This window comes from Providencia sp. PROV130 (genome assembly GCF_028482225.1).
Lineage (GTDB): Bacteria > Pseudomonadota > Gammaproteobacteria > Enterobacterales > Enterobacteriaceae > Providencia > Providencia rettgeri.
This window is the reverse complement of the sequence record NZ_JAMPQC010000008.1, coordinates 76976-94981: the sequence shown is the minus strand read 5'-3', so window position 1 is coordinate 94981 and position 18006 is coordinate 76976. Positions and strand designations below refer to the sequence as shown.

Sequence of the window (18006 nt, the reverse complement as noted above, 5' to 3'; positions counted from 1 at the left end):
CCAACAACGCTGCGGTTTGAAGTATGACGAGCATCGAATATGAGTATAAAGAGGGCAACTATGTACACTCTAATCATCAAACAAGGTAAGCGTATCGATGGATCGATTATCGATATTCTTATCAAGGATGGAAAAATCGAAGCGGCAGGCCCTGAGTTAGCCTGCAACCAGCAAGCTGACAAAATTATTGATCTCCAAGGTAAAACTTATGTCAGCGCCGGATGGATTGATTCACACGCACACTGCTTTGTTGAATCACCTATTTACTTCGATGACCCTGATTTAGCAGGAGCCGCTGGCGGAGTTACCTCACTGGTTGATGCAGGCAGTGTCGGTGCTGATGATATTGATAAATTTTATCAACTGACACAAAAATCGAAAACGAATGTCTTTTCTCTGTTAAATATTTCTCGTATTGGCATCATTGCACAAAATGAATTGTCCGATATGAACAACATCAATGACGCCTGCTTTCAAGACGCTATCGAGCGCCACCAAGGCTTTGTGGTCGGAATGAAAGCCCGCATGAGTAAAAGCGTTGTGGGCGAAAATGGTATTGCACCACTGGTTAAAGCCAAAGAGATGCAGAAAAAATACCATCTTCCATTGATGGTGCATATCGGTAATAACCCACCAGACATTGATGAAGTCGCTGATTTACTGACACGCGGCGATATCATCACTCACTGCTTTAATGGTAAACCCAATAAAATTTTAGGCGAAGATGGCTACCTAAAGCCCTCAATTGCTCGCGCCCTCGCACGCGGAGTCATATTAGATGTTGGCCATGGTGGTGAGAGCTTTAGCTTTAAAGTTGCCGAACAAGCCATGCGCATCGGCACTTATCCTGACATTATCAGTTCTGATATTTACCACCGCAACCGCGTTAATGGCCCTGTTTATAGCCTCGCTTTTGTAATGACCAAATTCCTGTGTATGGGCTTTAGTGCGGAACAAGTGCTTCGCTGCGTTACCGAAAAAGCCGCTAATTTCTTATCATTACCCGCGAAAGGCTATTTAAGGCCGGGCTTTGACGCCGACATTACCCTTTTTGACCTTAAAGAAGAGCAAACCGAGCTCACGGATGCAGAAGGCGAACACCGTATAGGCACTCACCGCTTCGTTCCATTGGCTGCTATCGTCGGTGGAAAACACATCATTCATGCACAAGGTGAATCAGAACATGCAATCGATTTATGATAAATATCAGTTAAAACACGTTATTAATGCCTCTGGCCGCATGACAATTCTGGGAGTTTCAACGCCAACTCCGGAAGTTGTTGAACGTGTTGCTTACGGATTAAATAATTATTTTGAAATTAAAGACTTAGTTAATAAAACTGGCGAATATATTGCTAATCTATTAGATGTTGAAGCTGCAGTTGTTGTTTCCTGCGCATCTGCAGGTATCGCACAAGCTGTTGCAGCGGTGATTGTACAAGATGACGATGATTTACTACTCAACCTGCATTCATCCGACAAAGTGGTTCCTCGCGAAATTATTTTACCTAAAGGCCATAACGTTAACTTTGGTGCGCCTGTTGACACAATGGTGACATTAGGTGGCGGTAAAGTGGTCGAAGCGGGCTTTGCTAATGAGTGCAATGCCGCCCAGTTAGCTGCAAAAATCACCCCCAATACCGCTGCTATTTTGTACATCAAATCGCATCATACTGTACAAAAAAGCATGTTAACCGTGGAACAAGCCGCCAAAGTGGCTCATGACCACCAGCTACCACTGATCGTTGATGCTGCCGCTGAAGAAGAGCTCACAGCTTACTACCAAGCAGGTGGCGATATTGTGATTTACAGCGGCGCAAAAGCGATTGAAGGCCCAACAAGTGGTCTAGTTATTGGTAAAAAACAATATGTTGAGTGGGTAAAACGCCAAAGCCAAGGTATTGGCCGTGCGATGAAAGTGGGTAAGGAAGGCATTCTAGGTCTGACACTCGCCATCGAACAATATCTCACTGCGACCAAAGAAACAGGGGCAGAGATGGTCAACCGTATGGCTAAATTTATCAGCGACCTAAATGCGATTAAAGGCATTTCTGCTCAAGTCGTTTGGGATGGTGCAGGCCGTGATATTGCCCGTACAGAGATAAGCTTTGATGAAAAAGTGATTGGCAAAACGACCTATCAAATCATGGCTGATCTAAAACAAGGCGATACCGCTATTTACTTTCGTGAATACAAAGCCAACGAAGGCAAGGTTGAAGCAGACATTCGCAGTGTCAGCAATGAGCAACTTGATGTTATCTCACAAAATATTCGTTTGTTAGTAGAAGGAATTTAAAATGAAATTGTCACCGAATTTTTATCGTGACCGCGTCTGTTTAAACGTATTGGCGGGCAGCCATCAAAATGCAAAAGATATCTATGCCGCAGCAGAAACCTTCGTCGTTGTCGGTGTTTTATCTAAAAATTACCCAGACTTAGAAACTGCCATTGCCGATATGCGCATTTATGCACAAGAAACCGATAATGCATTATCGGTTGGCCTTGGCGCTGGCGATCCAAATCAATCAACGATGGTATCTTTAATTTCAAAAGAAGTTCAACCACAGCATGTTAACCAAGTATTTACTGGCGCACCGATTAGCCGTGCATTATTAGGCCAAAACGAAACCTTCGTTAACGCATTGATTTCACCAACAGGTACCGTTGGTATGGTTAAAATTTCCACAGGCCCGCTAAGTTCTCAAGCGCCAGATGGCATTGTACCGATTGAAACCGCCATCATGATGCTAAAAGACATGGGTGCCGACTCTGTTAAGTTCTTTAATATGGAAGGGTTAAAATATATTGAAGAATATAGAGCCATTGCCAAAGCTTGTGCTGAATTTGATTTTTCTTTAGAGCCTACAGGCGGCATTGATTTAGATAACTTTGCAGAAATTTTGCAGATAGCCCTTGATGCAGGTGTGAAGAAAATCATTCCTCATATTTATAGTTCAATCATTGATAAAGATACGGGCAATACGCGCCCTGAAGATGTGCGTCAGTTATTGCAGATGGTTAAGCAAGCGGTTAATTGATGCTGTAGTAAGTAACACATAAGAAAATAAATATAAGCGAGACGTTATAATATAAGTCATTTTGATAATGACAAAACAACAAATCCCCCACTCATCAAGTATGAGTGGGGCGTTTTTGCGCTGTATTAATGACCTATCGTTTTTGCGTTTGGTATAATATGAAACCAGTAATTATCAGGTACTGGGCTACCCCAAACGCCAAAATACATCGCAATACCAATAGTTATAAATAAAATTGCCAAGGTTAAAATAGCCATACTCATACCTGACAACGAAAATTGGTGTTTTTTTGTTGGCGCTTGCAATGAGAAATTCAACGTTGATGAAACAGGGCAAGATTCCACACACGTCATACACCCTGTGCACTCTACCGTTCTTACCTTGATGAGCTTATCAACTGGAATACGTGACGGGCAGTTTTTCGCACATTTTCCACAATCAATGCAACTTTTCGCATTTCGGCGAATTTTCACAGGGGAAAACAATGAAAACAGCCCAAGTAATGCACCATAAGGGCACAAATAGCGGCACCAAGCATTACGAATAAACAAGCTTGCCGCCACTAAAACCGCAACACTGACCAGCGCAAACAAGCTAATATAGCGAAAGAAATCGAGCATTTTAACATCAATGATGATCCCATAAGGTGACATCATAAAGTATTGGATCATCTGCGCTGGCATGGATAGCGCAATGTAGAGAAAGAAGACTAACAATAAATATTTTAAGCTTTTTAAGGGAATATCTAGCCATTTAGGTAAACCGATTTGTTTTTGATAACCAAACAGTTTTTGGCCTATTTTTCCCGTATATTCCGATATAGTGCCTATCGGGCACATCCATGAACAAAATGCTTTTTTGAGCAGTAAGCTAATCAATATAAAAGAAACAAGCAGAAACATTGAAGCCGCATGAATTGGCGGAAAATTCCCCGTTTCCAAGGTATATTTTAAATTCATTAACCCCGCAATCGGCAGCCAACCTTCAATTCCACCAGGGCGAGGAAGGTGAACTGTTGCCCCTCCTGTTTCATAGTAACGAACCCAAAAATAGAAGGTGATGCCAATATATATATTGATCGCCAATAGCGTTAACTGTACAAATTTACGCCATGTTGATGCATTACGCCAATCATTCCAAGGGAGCTTACCCCCTGTAGTACCCGGGCGGCGTTGGTACCTTACACGTGGTTTTTCTTTCATGTCCGCACATCTCTTTAACATGCATTATAAATACCACTATTGTATTTACATATTCACAGGGCGCATTGATTTGCATCAGAGGGTTGTGATGTTGATGAGTTGATGAGTTGATGAGTTGATGAGTTGATGAGTTGATGAGTTGATGTATCAAATGGTGAAGACAAGCCAAAAAAGAAAGAAGAGAAGTATTTTTATATTAAATCAAAAGATTATGATTTTTTCTAAATAGTTCGTGTTATACCGAGGCGGCAAAATGAATACAGCGTGGGGAGCATACAAAAGTATGTGACCCGTGTGGCTGAATGCAGCCAACACAGGTACAGCTCGAAGCATTATAAACTGAAATTTTTTCTAAATAATTCGAGGTGTGCCAAGGCGGCAAAATGAGGCAATCCCTAGGAGCATACAAAAGTATGTGACTAGGGTTGACGAGTGACGCCAACACAGGCACAGCTTGAAGTATGACGAAAAAATGGGAGTTGGCCGATAAGCCGGGTTCTGTCGTGGACAACCATTCATCTAGGCCAGCACTTGCGCACTGGCTCCAGCAACCTACCCGAGTTCAATGCGGGCCGCACCATATGAACCCCTATTTGGTCTTGCTCCGGGTGGAGTTTACCGTGCCACGAACTGTTGCCAGTCGCGCGGTGCGCTCTTACCGCACCCTTTCACCCTTACCTGATCCTGTAAACAGGCCATCGGCGGTTTGCTCTCTGTTGCACTAGTCGTAGGCTTGCGCCTCCCAGACGTTATCTGGCACCCTGCCCTATGGAGCCCGGACTTTCCTCCCCTCTACCCGTCTCCCTAAGGGACTACGATAAAGCAGCGGTTGTCTGGCCAACTCCGCGGCGAATTATAGGCACTTTGTTGCAGCTTGTACAGACTCTAACGACTTTCATTTACCACTTATATAAATGAACTCGTCTATTTGCTCAAGAATCATTCATCAACTTGATTATCAAGCATCAATTTATACAGCATATTTTTCTTGAGGCCATAAATTTCAGCCGTGATCGCTGCCGCTTTTTTAGGAGGTAATTCTTTTTGTAATAAATTTAATGTTCTCACCACTTCAGGGGAAACTGCGGAGTCATCGACTGGTTTTTTATACCCTTCGACAATCAACACCATTTCACCACGGTGACGATTTTCATCTTCTTTTACCCAAGCGAGTAACTCTCCCACAGGGCGGCCTTCAATAGACTCCCACGTTTTCGTGATTTCACGCGCTAAAACAACATGGCGCTCTGGCCCCCAGACTTCCACCATATCTGCTAAACTGTCTAACAAACGGTGGGTTGATTCATAGAAAATCAGCGTGCGGGTTTCTTGTTCGAGTGATTGCAATACATCTTTACGGCCTTTCGTTTTAGCCGGTAAAAAACCTTCATAACAAAAACGGTCTGAAGGTAGACCCGCGGCGGATAACGCAGTGATAGCAGCACAAGGCCCCGGTAAAGGTACAACACGAATACCCGCTTCACGACAACGATTGACGAGATGATAACCCGGATCATTAATTAAAGGTGTACCCGCATCGGAGACTAATGCGATACTATCACCTTGTTGAAGTCGACTAATTAATTGATCTGCCTTTTGCTGTTCATTATGATCATGCAGAGCAAACAACCGTGCATTTATCGCAAAATTCTGTAATAGAATGCCTGAATGCCGAGTGTCCTCTGCAGCAATAAGGTCAACATGTTTAAGAACATCCAACGCGCGTTGCGTGATATCCCTCAAATTACCAATTGGGGTAGGAACGATATACAGCGTGGATGCCATAACCACAGCTTGATTAGGTTGGTTCATTGTTTCATCCGAATAGCCGGTTTAAAATTAAGCAATTGAAAAATACACCATTGGATACAGTATGCGTCCTTCAATTTTTTTGCATTTGAAAAAAGGGTTAATCTGCACAGCAATGCTGTCCACATTTGCTCTGTCTGGGTGCCAAATTGTCTCGGAATATTTTCCGTCAACCCAAAAAACACCTGAGCAAAGCACATCTGATGATGCTAGCCGTTACCAAGCAATCATTGATGCAGCACAAGGTAAGCCTTCAATGGAGGCGATACGCGCCTACATTAGCCAAGAACCTTTATTAAAAACAGCCGCTGAACGCCAAGCTAATATTGATGGGTTATGGCAGATGTTAACACAGTTAACGCCAGAACAAATTCATGGAATTAGTACCGATGAAAATATTCTCCAAGGCTGGGTCGATCTTTTAGATATTTATCAAAATAACCGAGATGACACAGATGCCTTACTTGCTGGCTACAACGATTGGAAAATGCGTTACTCAAATAACCCTGGAGCGACGACAACACCAACCCTTTTACTGCAAGCGATGATACCTCAAGTGGGTAAAAATCCTAAGATTGCTTTATTTTTACCCATGAGTGGGCAAGGACAAGTATTCGGCCAAGCGATTATGCAAGGCTTTATGGATGCGCAAAAAGGTCTGCCTCAAGGGTCCCCCTCTCAAGCAACTATAGCTCCCCCAAGTAGTGGAAATGATGTCCTCGACCAAATTTATGAACAAGTTGCGGCAACAACAGGTAATGCCCCTACTGCTAGTGATAGCGATATAGTGGCATCCACTTTACGTATCGATGCAGCCCCTGTGAATACCCAAAGCGTCAAGGTGTTTGATACCACTAATAAACAAATGCCTGCGCTTATTGAACAAGCAAAAAATGAAGGTTTTAATCTGATTGTTGGGCCATTATTAAAAAGTGACGTTCAAGTTATTACCCAAATGGGCGCACCTGTTAGTGTACTCGCACTCAATGAACTCGATGCAAACCAATTACAGCCTCGACCAAATCTTTGCTACTTTTCATTATCACCAGAAGATGAAGCGCAGAATGCGGCCGCTTATATGAGAGCTGAAGGCAAACAAATGCCATTGGTGTTAGTTCCCGCTAATGCTTTCGGCGATAGGATAGCCAAAGCCTTTGCTCAAGGGTGGCAAGAAAAAGGGGGGGGAACCGTTTTAATGCAAACCTTTGGGTCCATCCCTTCATTAAAAGAGTCAATTAATCGTGGTGCTGGCATCCGTATGACAGGAACACCAGTGAATACCGGAGCGCAATCGATAGATTCACAATATGTCGATTCAACCGGTGCGATTGACGGTGTTTATATTGTTGCCACTCGTGATGAGCTCACCTTAATCAAGCCAATGATTGAAATGGCAATTAGTTCTCGTTCTCGCCCTGCACTTTATGCAAGCTCTCGCAGTAACCAAGCAGGGTCTGGCGCAGACTACCGCTTTGAAATGGATGGCGTTAAATTTAGCGAAATCCCTTTACTCGCAGGTGCAAACAATAACTTGCGTAAACAAGCCCAACAAAAGCTGAACAATGATTACTCTTTATTCCGCTTATATGCCATGGGTATTGACGCATGGTCTTTAGCCAACAATTACGACAAGCTGCAACAATCAGGGCAATTTCGTATTAATGGTGCATCAGGAACCTTGAGTACCACACCAAACTGTGTGGTGTTCCGAGAATTACCTTGGTTGCAATTTAAACAAGGTAAAGTGGTTTCCGCGCAATAATATCGCTCAATACTTCATCTTTTTCAGACAAGGACGTCATGAAAATTATGCCAAAAGCCATACAATGGTTAACAGGCCGGTACTATGAAAATCAAGTGCTCGCTTTCCTGAAACAGCAGGGACTAACATTTATCGAACGTAATGCAAGAAACCGAGGCGGAGAAATTGACCTCATTATGCGAGATAATACAGGTTGGGTATTTGTTGAAGTTCGTTTTCGCAAAAATTGTGATTACGGAGATGCACTTTTATCAGTAAACTGGCGCAAACGTCGAAAGCTATTAGCTGCTGCCAAATTTTGGCTCTCACAAAGGCAAGAAAGTTTTGAAACCAGCGCATGCCGTTTTGATATCTGCGCCATCACGGGAAACCAATTTGACTGGATACAAAATGCATTTAATGAAAATGATGTTTATTAACCAATGATATAGTCTGCTTTATATACTGATCATGCAGTCAACAAAGCTATAATTCAAATATAATAGCAACACAAAAATGATTTGAATTATATCGAGGCGACAAAGGAAAAACTCGTGCTAGACCGAATAAAAGTTTGTTTCACTGAAAGCATCCAAACTCAAATAGCAGCGGCTGAAGCGCTGCCTGATGCCATATCAAGAGCCGCAATGATGATGGTTCAATCTTTACTCAATGGCAACAAAATTTTATGTTGTGGTAACGGTGCTTCCGCCGCTACCGCACAACGTTTTGCTGCGAGTATGATCCATCGCTTTGAAACTGAGCGCCCTAGCTTACCCGCCTTAGCGCTTAATACCGATAATGCCGTGCTAACTGCGATTTCGGGTAGTAAGCAACCTTCTGAAATTTATGCGAAACAAGTTAGAGCATTAGGGCAACATGGTGATGTTTTGATGGCAATTTCAACCCATGGTAATAGTAGTGATATTATTAAGGCCGTTGAAGCTGCGGTGACAAGGGACATGACAATTGTCGCCTTAACAGGTTATGACGGAGGGGAACTCGCAGGCTTACTAGGCCCTCAAGATGTTGAAATCCGTATTCCATCCCAACGAAGTGTTCGAATTCAAGAAGTTCATCTTCTTACAGTAAATTGTCTGTGTGACCTTATAGACAATACTCTTTTCCCACATCAGGACGATTAAGGAGACAAAATGCGATTAATACCGATTTTTGCCATAGTCATCAGTACTGTTTTATTACAAGGCTGTATTGGGGCTGCAGTCGTAGGTTCTGCTGCTGTTGCAACGAAAAGTGCCACAGATCCTCGCAGCGTTGGCCAGCAAGTTGACGATGGAACCTTAGAAGCTCGAGTTAGTGGGCAGCTAAATAAAGATAAGGACATCACAGGTAAGGCTCGTATCATTGCGACCGCTTATAAAGGTAATGTCCTGTTAACTGGCCAAAGCCCTGATATGGCTTGGGCTGAACGAGCAAAACAAATAGCCTCTAACGTTGATGGCACCATCGCAGTCTATAATGAAGTTCGTAGCGGTGAGCCTGTTGATTTGGGTACGGCTTCAAAGGACACGTGGTTAACAACCAAAGTGAAATCGAAAATCCTTGCTAGTGATAGTGTTAAATCTGGTAGTGTAAAAGTTATTACTGAAAACGGTGAGGTTTTCTTGCTAGGTGTTTTAACAAGGCAAGAAGGTGATGCAGCGGCAAAAATTGCCAGTGAAACAGACGGTGTTCGTCGAGTTACGACCGCTTTCACTTATCTTAATTAATCATAAACAATAATATATTGTTATAAAAACAAAAGCCGTGGGTTAAAAACCATGGCTTTTTTCTTATTCATCCATTAATTGGTTTATTTTCAGATAATTCTTACCTCCTAATAAGTGCATTTGATTCAAGATCCAAGCCTGCCTTTTGAGAACATAAGAAGATGGGCTTTTCACGCTATATCTATGAGGATTAGGCAAAACTGCAGCTAATAGCGCTGCTTCATTCATTGAAAGCTTGCTGGCTGGCTTATTAAAGAATTTATTTGCAGCCTCTTCCACACCAAAAACACCATCTCCAAACTCAACTATATTAAGATAAACTGTCAATACTCTTTGCTTTGACCATAAGAGCTCCATAATAGGAGTCATTACTGTCTCTAAGCCCTTTCTTAACCAGCTTCTTCCATCCCATAACCATAAGTTTTTCACTGTTTGCTGAGAGATCGTTGAAGCCCCTCTAATTGTTTGTTTATTACTCAAGTTGTGTTTGTAAGCACGCTCTATTGCATCAAGGTCAAAACCCCAGTGATGAGGAAAATTTTGATCTTCCGCAGCAATTACTGCTAAATAAATATACGGAGAAATGTGATTTTCATCTACCCATTCAGAATGAGATACATAAGAAAAATTTAAGTTTGTCCATGCAGTGATTTGTCGTTCAATCATTACCGCAGAAAAAGGCACTGGTATGTATTTAAATAAAACGACTGAACAAATCCACACCACAAGTAATGAAAATGTGATCTTCTTTAACCAGTGCCATAATTTAGAAACAATAGTTCGCATTCAAATAATCACGCCATTTCCAATACTTTCTTAACAAGCTTATTAATACCCGTATTTGCTTCAGAAATTGATTGAGCCAGCATATAAGCAGGTGTTGTAACAACTCGGTTAACTTCATCAATTACAATATCATCAACAGCACATTTAATATGTTTCCCACCCATAAGTTCTATTTGAGCAATCGTTTCACTATCATCACCAATAGTTAGTACTACTGATGTATTTAACATTTTAGGAAGCATCACAGGAGCAATACACATCAGCCCTAGCGGCTTTTTTTGTTGGTGCATTTGGCGTACTAAACTTAATAGTTCTTTATTAATTTCACACTCACTTCCTTTAACTGCAAAATCACATAAATTTTTTGCCACACCAAAACCACCAGGAATTATGAGGGCATCCAGCTTTGAAGCATCAGCTGAGGATAAAGGCGATATTTTTCCACGTGTAATGCGTGCAGACTCCTCCATTTGGTTACGTTTTTCTGATTTTAACTCACCATTAATATGATTAATAACAGTTGGTTGAAAGTCATCAGGCGCAAAAAAATGAACTTCAGCATTATATTGACTCAAAGCTAGCATAGTTAATACTGACTCATGGATCTCACTTCCATCAAAAACACCACAGCCACTTAAAATAACCGCAATTGATTTCATATCTTCCTCCATTTGTAGTAAATTATCTCTCAGGCGCTAAGGTGCACAAACATCAATCTTCATCACAGATTTTAATGAATCTTGTAACAGATTCGCTAAATTTTGGTATCTTGATGTTGCCCTTTACAGTGATATACCTAATTTAATGATTTGCAAAATACAAAAAACATATGCAAATCAATGATTTCCCTGGTGTTGGCGCAGTATTCGCGCACCCCAACTTCGGTTGGGGTTATTTTTTTGTACGCTGATCAACCCAGTTTCTCAAAGTTTCTATATCTGCTTTCCAATCCTGTTTTAATTCATCCACCCATTCCTGTACATTGTCCCACCATGCTGGTAAATCAGGAGATTGAATCTGTTGTGCGATTTTCTGTAAGTTCTTTAAGCCAACAGAGCCTGCCGCTCCTTTGATTTTATGGGCTTCCTCCACAATGCCTTTTTGGTCTTTAGCCACCATGTTCGAATCAAGAATAGCTAAGTAACCTGGAAGCATTTTTTCAAAGACATCTAGCCCGTCATAAATAAGCTTAGGGCCAACCAATTCAATATACTGCTCTAGCATATCGCAATCTAATTTTGATTCATCAACACTTGAAGCCTCATGTTTACTCGGTGCTTCTTCTGATCGAGCGGATTGCTCCCCCCAAAATTGCTCAATAATCTGGGTCAGTGCTGGAACTGATAATGGCTTACTCAATACACCATCCATACCTGCATCAAAGTATTCTTTTTTGTCTTTCAGAACATTTGCAGTTAATGCAATTAATGGTGGTAAATCTTGCTTATCGTACTGCTGTTTGAGTTGTCTAGAAATATCAAGGCCTGTCATATCAGGTAATTGGATATCCAATAACACTAAATCATATTCACCAGGAGCAAACATCTCCAGGGCATCTTTACCATTCATTGCCACATCAACGGTATTGCCTAAATTTTCTAGTACAGAACAAGCAACAACGACATTCAGTTCGATATCTTCTACGAGTAAAATATGTAATGCAGGCAATGGGTAATCGTCTTCACTTTCTTGCTGTTCAATAACGTCACTTTCAACCACAGGCGCTGTAATGGATAAAGTAAAAGTAGAGCCTTGCCCTATTTCACTTTCAACTTGAATATCGCCGCCCATATTTTGTGCTAAACGACGAGATACAGAAAGCCCAATCCCCGTTCCAGTAGCCGGTTTACCGCCAGCAGAATCTGTTACCTGGTAATACATTGCAAAGATTTTATCTAGCTCATCCCTCGGGATACCTATTCCGCTATCCTGAACCCTAAAAAACAATTTATTTTCAGCGTCTTGCCAAATACTAAGCTTCACTTCACCTTTTTGTGTGAACTTAACTGCGTTACCAATTAAATTCCAGAGTATTTGCCGTAAACGAGTCCCATCGGTTAAAACTGTTTTTGGTAATGCAGGAGCGACATCCATGACAAATTTAAGCCCTTTCGGCTGCACTAATAACCCACTCAAATTCTCTAAATCATTCACAAATTCAGATAATGTGATTGGTTGGTTATCTAACTGAACCTTACGACGCTCAATTTTATCCATCTCAATAATATCATTGAATATATTACCCAACGTGACAGCGCTTACATGAATCGTTTTTAAATAGCTAGATTGTTCCGAAGTTAAATCTGTGTCTAATAAAATTCGGCTTAAGCCGACAATGCCGTTAAGGGGTGTACGAAGCTCGTGGCTGATTGTAGAAATAAAGGTGGTTTTCTCCCTGCTCGCGTTCTCTAACGCCTCCTGATAGCGTTTACGCTCCGTTATATCGCGCCCAAAGCCCATCAAGCCATGTCGTTTGCCAACCCGGTCATAAAAAGGCACTTTACGGAGTTCAAAACAAGCTTTACGGCCGTCTGGATATACCAACCATTGTTCATAAGTAAGAGAAACATTATGACGAAAAACTTTTTCATCGGTTTCCATAACCTTAGAGGCAATTTCAACATCATAAATATCTAACGGAGTTAACCCAACTAAGTGTTTTTCACTTTTTCCAGTCAACAGTTCCATTGCTCGGTTACAACCTGAAAACTCATTATTTTCGTTGCGGTAATAAACCAAGTCAGGTGAGGCATCAAGAAATGAACGAAGTAAAACAGATTGCTGTTCAAGTTCAATTTGTGTTTGCTCACGATATTTCATTTCTTGCTTTAGTTGTTCAAGGAGTTCTAAATGAGCACGCTCAGCTTTTTCTCGCTCTTGAATTTCAAGGTTAAGCTGTTCAATATTTCCCTGTAATTGAGTATTTAAATCAGCATCACGCTTTCTCATAACTTCAAGTTTATCAACCATTCGCGATAAACGCTGCCGAGATTCCTCAAGTTGCTCAACCACCACTGACAAAAAATAAACGGCTAACGGAGTGATGATTAACCCAAAGAAAATTGACCCGACCATATCGAGGCTATCAACATGCCCTCTTAAAAAAATTGTCACTGCCATTTGCATTATCATGGCGAGAACAACCAGTGCCGATGCGAGTAATAGGGAAAAACGCACTAACCCGAGCTTCATCATTAAATCGACATAGTATTGCGCAAGGCCGCGAAGTACTTTCATAACCACCCCTTAGTTAAATTCTCTTTGAATCATATATCAAACAAGGCAGTTTCGGATGATTATTCACTCGAAATGTCGATCCTGCTCATTCAATAGCCATTTTTTACTATTAATGATAAAAAACAATCAGGTATTTTCTTTGTGTTAGATAAAGTAAAAATTTACCTTGGATAGTTTTTAATCATAATTACATAAAAATCAAAACAATAACGCTATTGTTCCTTAGGCAAGATCGCTAAAATCAAAGAAAAAGCCCCTGCTATCTCAAGTAAAATCAGACAAAATTCAGTAAGGAATGCCATGAATTCAAATATTTTCGGTTCCCAACGTCGCGAGCCGCCCAAAAAAGCGCTGGCAATCCGCAAAATAGCGTTTACTGAAATCTATGCACCCGATAATGCCGTTGATGTACAACAGCAAGCGAGCCGCTGTCTATCTTGTGGTAGCCCGTTTTGTGAATGGAAATGCCCACTACATAATCCAATATCAAAGTGGCTCAGTCTTGCTGCTGAAGGGAAAATTATCGAAGCTGCTGAATTATCTCATCATACCAACAGTTTACCTGAAATTTGTGGACGCGTTTGCCCACAAGAAAAACTGTGCGAATTAGCATGTGTACTTAATGATACAACCGGTTCTATCACTATCGGTCATATTGAACGGTATATTAATGATACGGCTTTTGCGATGGGGTGGCGCCCAAACCTTTCCCATATTAACCCCATTAACAAACGTGTCGCCATTGTTGGCGCAGGCCCGGCGGGTCTTTCTTGCGCAGATGTGCTTATTCGAAATGGTGTAAATGTCGTCGTTTTTGATAAGTACCCTGAAATAGGGGGGCTACTAACATTTGGTATTCCGTCATTTAAGCTAGAAAAGGAACTGATGACCCAACGACGGGAAATATTTACAGAAATGGGCATTCAGTTTCAATTAAATACCGAGGTGGGTACAGATGTCTCTCTAGATGAGCTCATTTGCGATTATGACGCCATTTTTCTTGGTACTGGCACATACCAGGCTATTCGTGGCAACTTACCTGAAAAATCGATCCACGGCGTTTTTGAAGCACTTCCCTATCTAATCGCAAATACGCGCCATTTAATGCAACTTCCCATCTCTAAAGACGAACCCTATGTTAATTTACACTCAAAAAGAGTTATCGTGTTAGGAGGTGGAGATACTGCGATGGATTGTGTACGTACCGCTATTCGTCAAGGCGCAAAGCAGGTTAGCTGTCTTTACCGTAGAGATGAACAAAGTATGCCAGCCTCACAAAAAGAAGTCGCCCATGCGTTAGAAGAAGGCACTCAGTTCCATTTTAATATGCAAGTCACTGAATTTGTCGTTAATGAGCAGCAACAACTAATAGGTGTTTATACCACTCGCACACAAAATGGCGAATTAGAAAATGGTCGTTATCAAGTAGAACTTGTTGAAGATTCAACCTTTTTTATCGAAACCGACACCATAATTGTCGCTTATGGATTTGCTCCTCATAACCAAAGTTGGTTAGAAAAACCGTTAATTAAGCGTGATAAGTATGGTCATATTTTAGCAAATCGTAATAGCCGATTTCCTTTTCAAACTTCTCATGAAAAAGTATTTGCCGGAGGGGACATAATCAGAGGCTCAGATCTTGTTGTGACTGCTGTTGCTGATGGGCGCAATGCTGCCGAAGGTATTTTATTATTTCTAGAAGTTTAATTTCTCATTGATATAAAAAAACAGAGGGTTTTGCCCTCTGTTGATTAATATGCTGTTAACCTGACTAATGGATTATTTGACAACCCTTAATGAAGGCCGACCTTTTGGTGGTCGTGGTGGCTCATCCCCCGATGGCTCATGTGAATTTTCATCCACAGATTCAGCTTCATGAACTAAAGTAATGTTGTCTTCAAGCTCTTCAACTTGTTCAAAACCCGCTGATAACTCTGCATCATACGCAGCTTCAGGCTCGAACATCATTCCAGCCCCATTTTCACGTGCATACACCGCCATAATTGCGGCCATTGGGACATAAACTTGGCGAGGTATTCCACCAAAGCGAGCATTAAAACGCACTTCTTCATTGGTTATTTCAAAATTACCAACAGCTCTTGGCGCAACATTCAATACAATTTGCCCATCACGAGCAAATTCCATAGGAACGTTAACAGCAGGAACGGTGACATCAACCACCAAATGCGGAGTCATATCGTTATCGAGCAACCACTCATAGTGCGCACGTAACAAATAAGGGCGACGTGGTGACATTGCTGTCATTTCCATCATTCTTTTAGCCTCTTGTAGACAAACGCATTTCGCGCTCAGATTCAGTCAACGATGCTAAAAATGCGTCACGTGCAAATACACGTTGCATATACAACTGCAAGTATTTGCTACTAGATGGGTTCAATTCAATACCCAGTACAGGTAAACGCCATAGTAACGGTGCTAAATAGCAATCTACGAGACTAAATTCTTCGCTCATGAAGAATTCCATTTCAGCAAAAACAGGTGAAACCGCGATCAGCTCTTCAGATAGTTGACGGCGGGCATTTGCTGCCTCTTGCGCACTACCGTTCTCTATTTTGCTCATTAATGAATACCAATCGCTTTGAATACGGTGCATCAATTGACGACTCGTCCCACGTGCAACTGGGTAAACAGGCATTAATGGTGGATGAGGAAAACGCTCATCAAGATATTCCATGATAATGTGTGGGTCATAGAGAGTCAGGTCACGATCGACTAATGTTGGAACACTCTGGTATGGGTTGAGATCGATCAGATCTTGAGGCAGATGACCGGGTTCGACATGTTCAATTTCAACACTTACCCCTTTTTCAGCCAGAACAATCCGTACCTGATGGCTAAAAATGTCAGTAGGGCCAGAGAACAATGTCATTACCGAGCGTTTATTAGGAGCGACAGCCATTAAAACCTCCAAAATACAAAATGGACGAAATGTAATTAATTTTTAATTACCCATTACCCATTTTAAAATCCCCTGTGTTTAACTTTCATTTATCCATATTGGAAGTCAACACAACCCTCCCGCACAGTAAAGGCGAGAAATGCGAAATAAAAAAACAGGGGCGTATTCTAACAGATTTTGTACAACTTAGGGGGGCTGCATCGAAAAAATCATAGATTTATTTCATTTTAAGGATAAAATAGTAAAAAATTTAGAGTTATAACAATATAAAAACAAAAAATACAGAATAAAAACCTTAAAGTTAACTCTATAGTTTGGACTATGTTTAATTAAAGTATCTCAGTATCGCTCACTAGTGATTATTTTAGACTAAATTATGATGTTTAACTTTAGATTATATTCGTTCTTTTATAAAGCGTCATAATTAGACACTGTTATCTATCATTAATAATAAAAATGTAAGTAAAACAATAGGCAATAAAAAACCCGCCATTAAGACGGGTTTTTTCATCAATTTTATACCCAAAGGGTAATAAATTAACGTTTGGAGAACTGTGGACGACGACGTGCTTTGCGCAGACCCACTTTTTTACGTTCAACAGAACGCGCATCACGGGTAACGAAACCAGCTTTACGCAGATCAGAACGAAGAGTCTCATCATAAGCCATCAGTGCACGTGTAATACCGTGACGGATTGCGCCTGCCTGACCTGAAATACCGCCACCTTTAACAGTGATGTACAGATCCAGTTTTTCCAACATTTCAACCAATTCTAACGGCTGACGAACTACCATGCGCGCAGTTTCGCGACCAAAGTATTGTTCCAGTGTACGTTGATTGATTGTGATGTTACCGCTACCCGGCTTAATAAAGACACGAGCAGATGAGCTTTTGCGGCGACCAGTGCCGTAGTATTGATTTTCAGCCATTGCTATAATCCCGATTAAATGTCAAGAACTTGCGGTTGTTGAGCCGCGTGGTTGTGCTCATTACCTGCGTAAACTTTCAGTTTACGGTACATTGCACGACCCAGAGGTCCTTTTGGCAACATGCCTTTAACCGCGATTTCAAGCACACGCTCAGGACTGCGAGCAATCATTTCTTCGAAAGTTGCTTGCTTGATTCCACCTACATGGCCAGTATGGCGATAGTAGATTTTGTCTTCGCGTTTATTGCCGGTAACAGCAATTTTTTCTGCATTCAGAACGATGATGTAATCACCAGTATCCACGTGCGGAGTATATTCCGCTTTATGCTTACCGCGCAGACGGCTAGCAATTTCAGTTGCAAGACGGCCTAAAGTTTTGCCATCTGCATCAACAACGTACCAGTCGCGTTTTACGGTCTCTGGTTTAGCTGTAAAAGTTTTCATTAAAACTTACCCAATATTGAAGTTACACGTTGGTGAACACTCATGTTCATAAGCTTTCTGAGGTTCACACGACTCTTTGTCCAGTAAACCTACCCCTTCGAGCAGCCTAACTGGCATTAATGCGTTATTTTTTGGGAAATAAAAAACAACGCTGTAACGTGGGGTCGCAA

Annotated in this window: 17 protein-coding genes and 1 other RNA gene; 8 read left to right on the top strand and 10 right to left on the bottom strand. The window is 41.4% G+C overall.

Going from position 1 to position 18006, the window contains the following annotated elements:
• Positions 1-60: 60 nt before the first annotated feature.
• From PSF28_RS07375 to dagF, 3 genes are read left to right on the top strand one after another with little or no spacing between them, the layout of a single operon-like run.
• Positions 61-1200, top strand: a complete 1140-nt coding sequence (locus PSF28_RS07375) for an amidohydrolase/deacetylase family metallohydrolase (RefSeq protein ID WP_210835889.1) — start codon at positions 61-63, stop codon at positions 1198-1200.
• The gene (locus PSF28_RS07370) at positions 1184-2296 is read left to right on the top strand and encodes a DgaE family pyridoxal phosphate-dependent ammonia lyase (RefSeq protein ID WP_272684834.1); all 1113 of its coding nucleotides are present in this window, start codon (positions 1184-1186) and stop codon (positions 2294-2296) included. Before PSF28_RS07375 ends, PSF28_RS07370 begins: the two co-directional genes overlap by 17 nt.
• Position 2297: 1 nt before the next feature.
• Entirely contained in the window at positions 2298-3038 is a 741-nt protein-coding gene (gene dagF, locus PSF28_RS07365) for a 2-dehydro-3-deoxy-phosphogluconate aldolase (RefSeq protein ID WP_210835894.1), read from the top strand.
• 125 nt (positions 3039-3163) lie between these two features.
• Here the strand turns inward: dagF and PSF28_RS07360 are convergent, their stop codons facing one another.
• The 3 genes from PSF28_RS07360 to rsmI all read right to left on the bottom strand — a co-directional run bounded on the left by PSF28_RS07360 (position 3164) and on the right by rsmI (position 6052).
• The gene (locus tag PSF28_RS07360; RefSeq protein ID WP_272684833.1) at positions 3164-4240 is read right to left on the bottom strand and encodes a 4Fe-4S binding protein; all 1077 of its coding nucleotides are present in this window, start codon (positions 4238-4240) and stop codon (positions 3164-3166) included.
• A 471-nt stretch (positions 4241-4711) separates the two neighbouring features.
• An RNA gene (rnpB, locus tag PSF28_RS07355) (RNase P RNA component class A) lies at positions 4712-5085 on the bottom strand.
• 94 nt (positions 5086-5179) lie between these two features.
• Entirely contained in the window at positions 5180-6052 is an 873-nt protein-coding gene (gene rsmI / locus PSF28_RS07350) for a 16S rRNA (cytidine(1402)-2'-O)-methyltransferase (RefSeq protein ID WP_272684832.1), read from the bottom strand.
• Between the two features lie 61 nt (positions 6053-6113).
• Here rsmI and PSF28_RS07345 point away from each other — a divergent pair, with 61 nt between their 5' ends.
• The 4 genes from PSF28_RS07345 (at position 6114) to dolP (ending at position 9520) form a co-directional block, all read left to right on the top strand.
• Positions 6114-7811: a penicillin-binding protein activator gene (locus tag PSF28_RS07345; RefSeq protein WP_272664340.1), complete on the top strand. Its 1698-nt coding sequence runs from the start codon at positions 6114-6116 to the stop codon at positions 7809-7811.
• Positions 7812-7849: 38 nt separating this feature from the next.
• Positions 7850-8230, top strand: a complete 381-nt coding sequence (locus tag PSF28_RS07340) for a YraN family protein (RefSeq protein ID WP_210835900.1) — start codon at positions 7850-7852, stop codon at positions 8228-8230.
• A gap of 114 nt (positions 8231-8344) precedes the next feature.
• The gene (gene diaA, locus PSF28_RS07335; protein WP_004908326.1) at positions 8345-8935 is read left to right on the top strand and encodes a DnaA initiator-associating protein DiaA; all 591 of its coding nucleotides are present in this window, start codon (positions 8345-8347) and stop codon (positions 8933-8935) included.
• A 9-nt stretch (positions 8936-8944) separates the two neighbouring features.
• Entirely contained in the window at positions 8945-9520 is a 576-nt protein-coding gene (dolP, locus tag PSF28_RS07330; RefSeq protein ID WP_210835901.1) for a division/outer membrane stress-associated lipid-binding lipoprotein, read from the top strand.
• A 63-nt stretch (positions 9521-9583) separates the two neighbouring features.
• Here dolP and mtgA read toward each other — a convergent pair whose 3' ends face one another.
• From mtgA to arcB, 3 genes are all read right to left on the bottom strand, one after another.
• Entirely contained in the window at positions 9584-10306 is a 723-nt protein-coding gene (mtgA, locus tag PSF28_RS07325) for a monofunctional biosynthetic peptidoglycan transglycosylase (RefSeq protein WP_210835903.1), read from the bottom strand.
• A gap of 8 nt (positions 10307-10314) precedes the next feature.
• Entirely contained in the window at positions 10315-10965 is a 651-nt protein-coding gene (gene elbB / locus PSF28_RS07320; RefSeq protein ID WP_210835905.1) for an isoprenoid biosynthesis glyoxalase ElbB, read from the bottom strand.
• Between the two features lie 232 nt (positions 10966-11197).
• A complete protein-coding gene (arcB, locus tag PSF28_RS07315) occupies positions 11198-13543 on the bottom strand; it encodes an aerobic respiration two-component sensor histidine kinase ArcB (protein ID WP_210835907.1) in 2346 nt (781 codons plus the stop codon).
• A 300-nt stretch (positions 13544-13843) separates the two neighbouring features.
• Here arcB and PSF28_RS07310 point away from each other — a divergent pair, with 300 nt between their 5' ends.
• The gene (locus PSF28_RS07310; protein ID WP_210835909.1) at positions 13844-15250 is read left to right on the top strand and encodes an FAD-dependent oxidoreductase; all 1407 of its coding nucleotides are present in this window, start codon (positions 13844-13846) and stop codon (positions 15248-15250) included.
• Positions 15251-15322: 72 nt separating this feature from the next.
• Here the strand turns inward: PSF28_RS07310 and sspB are convergent, their stop codons facing one another.
• The 4 genes from sspB to rplM all read right to left on the bottom strand — a co-directional run bounded on the left by sspB (position 15323) and on the right by rplM (position 17836).
• On the bottom strand, positions 15323-15814 hold the full coding sequence (sspB, locus tag PSF28_RS07305) for a ClpXP protease specificity-enhancing factor (RefSeq protein ID WP_210835917.1): 492 nt from the start codon (positions 15812-15814) through the stop codon (positions 15323-15325).
• A gap of 7 nt (positions 15815-15821) precedes the next feature.
• Positions 15822-16463 (bottom strand): stringent starvation protein SspA, encoded by a 642-nt coding sequence (gene sspA, locus PSF28_RS07300; protein WP_004908304.1) that lies wholly within the window; start codon positions 16461-16463, stop codon positions 15822-15824.
• Between the two features lie 537 nt (positions 16464-17000).
• Positions 17001-17393 carry a 30S ribosomal protein S9 gene (gene rpsI / locus PSF28_RS07295; RefSeq protein WP_004258235.1) on the bottom strand — a complete coding sequence of 131 codons (393 nt, stop codon included), beginning with the start codon at positions 17391-17393 and terminating at the stop codon, positions 17001-17003.
• 14 nt (positions 17394-17407) lie between these two features.
• A complete protein-coding gene (gene rplM, locus PSF28_RS07290) occupies positions 17408-17836 on the bottom strand; it encodes a 50S ribosomal protein L13 (RefSeq protein WP_004258237.1) in 429 nt (142 codons plus the stop codon).
• Between the last annotated feature and the right edge of the window lie 170 nt (positions 17837-18006).

Coding starts and splice junctions, on each gene's coding strand:
- sspB (WP_210835917.1), bottom strand. CDS start 15,814: ATGGAAATGACAGCAATGTCACCACGTCGCCCTTATTTGTTACGTGCG.
- PSF28_RS07340 (WP_210835900.1), top strand. CDS start 7,850: ATGAAAATTATGCCAAAAGCCATACAATGGTTAACAGGCCGGTACTAT.
- mtgA (WP_210835903.1), bottom strand. CDS start 10,306: ATGCGAACTATTGTTTCTAAATTATGGCACTGGTTAAAGAAGATCACA.
- dagF (WP_210835894.1), top strand. CDS start 2,298: ATGAAATTGTCACCGAATTTTTATCGTGACCGCGTCTGTTTAAACGTA.
- PSF28_RS07370 (WP_272684834.1), top strand. CDS start 1,184: ATGCAATCGATTTATGATAAATATCAGTTAAAACACGTTATTAATGCC.
- rpsI (WP_004258235.1), bottom strand. CDS start 17,393: ATGGCTGAAAATCAATACTACGGCACTGGTCGCCGCAAAAGCTCATCT.
- sspA (WP_004908304.1), bottom strand. CDS start 16,463: ATGGCTGTCGCTCCTAATAAACGCTCGGTAATGACATTGTTCTCTGGC.
- PSF28_RS07375 (WP_210835889.1), top strand. CDS start 61: ATGTACACTCTAATCATCAAACAAGGTAAGCGTATCGATGGATCGATT.
- elbB (WP_210835905.1), bottom strand. CDS start 10,965: ATGAAATCAATTGCGGTTATTTTAAGTGGCTGTGGTGTTTTTGATGGA.
- PSF28_RS07360 (WP_272684833.1), bottom strand. CDS start 4,240: ATGAAAGAAAAACCACGTGTAAGGTACCAACGCCGCCCGGGTACTACA.
- rplM (WP_004258237.1), bottom strand. CDS start 17,836: ATGAAAACTTTTACAGCTAAACCAGAGACCGTAAAACGCGACTGGTAC.
- dolP (WP_210835901.1), top strand. CDS start 8,945: ATGCGATTAATACCGATTTTTGCCATAGTCATCAGTACTGTTTTATTA.
- rsmI (WP_272684832.1), bottom strand. CDS start 6,052: ATGAACCAACCTAATCAAGCTGTGGTTATGGCATCCACGCTGTATATC.
- PSF28_RS07310 (WP_210835909.1), top strand. CDS start 13,844: ATGAATTCAAATATTTTCGGTTCCCAACGTCGCGAGCCGCCCAAAAAA.
- PSF28_RS07345 (WP_272664340.1), top strand. CDS start 6,114: ATGCGTCCTTCAATTTTTTTGCATTTGAAAAAAGGGTTAATCTGCACA.
- arcB (WP_210835907.1), bottom strand. CDS start 13,543: ATGAAAGTACTTCGCGGCCTTGCGCAATACTATGTCGATTTAATGATG.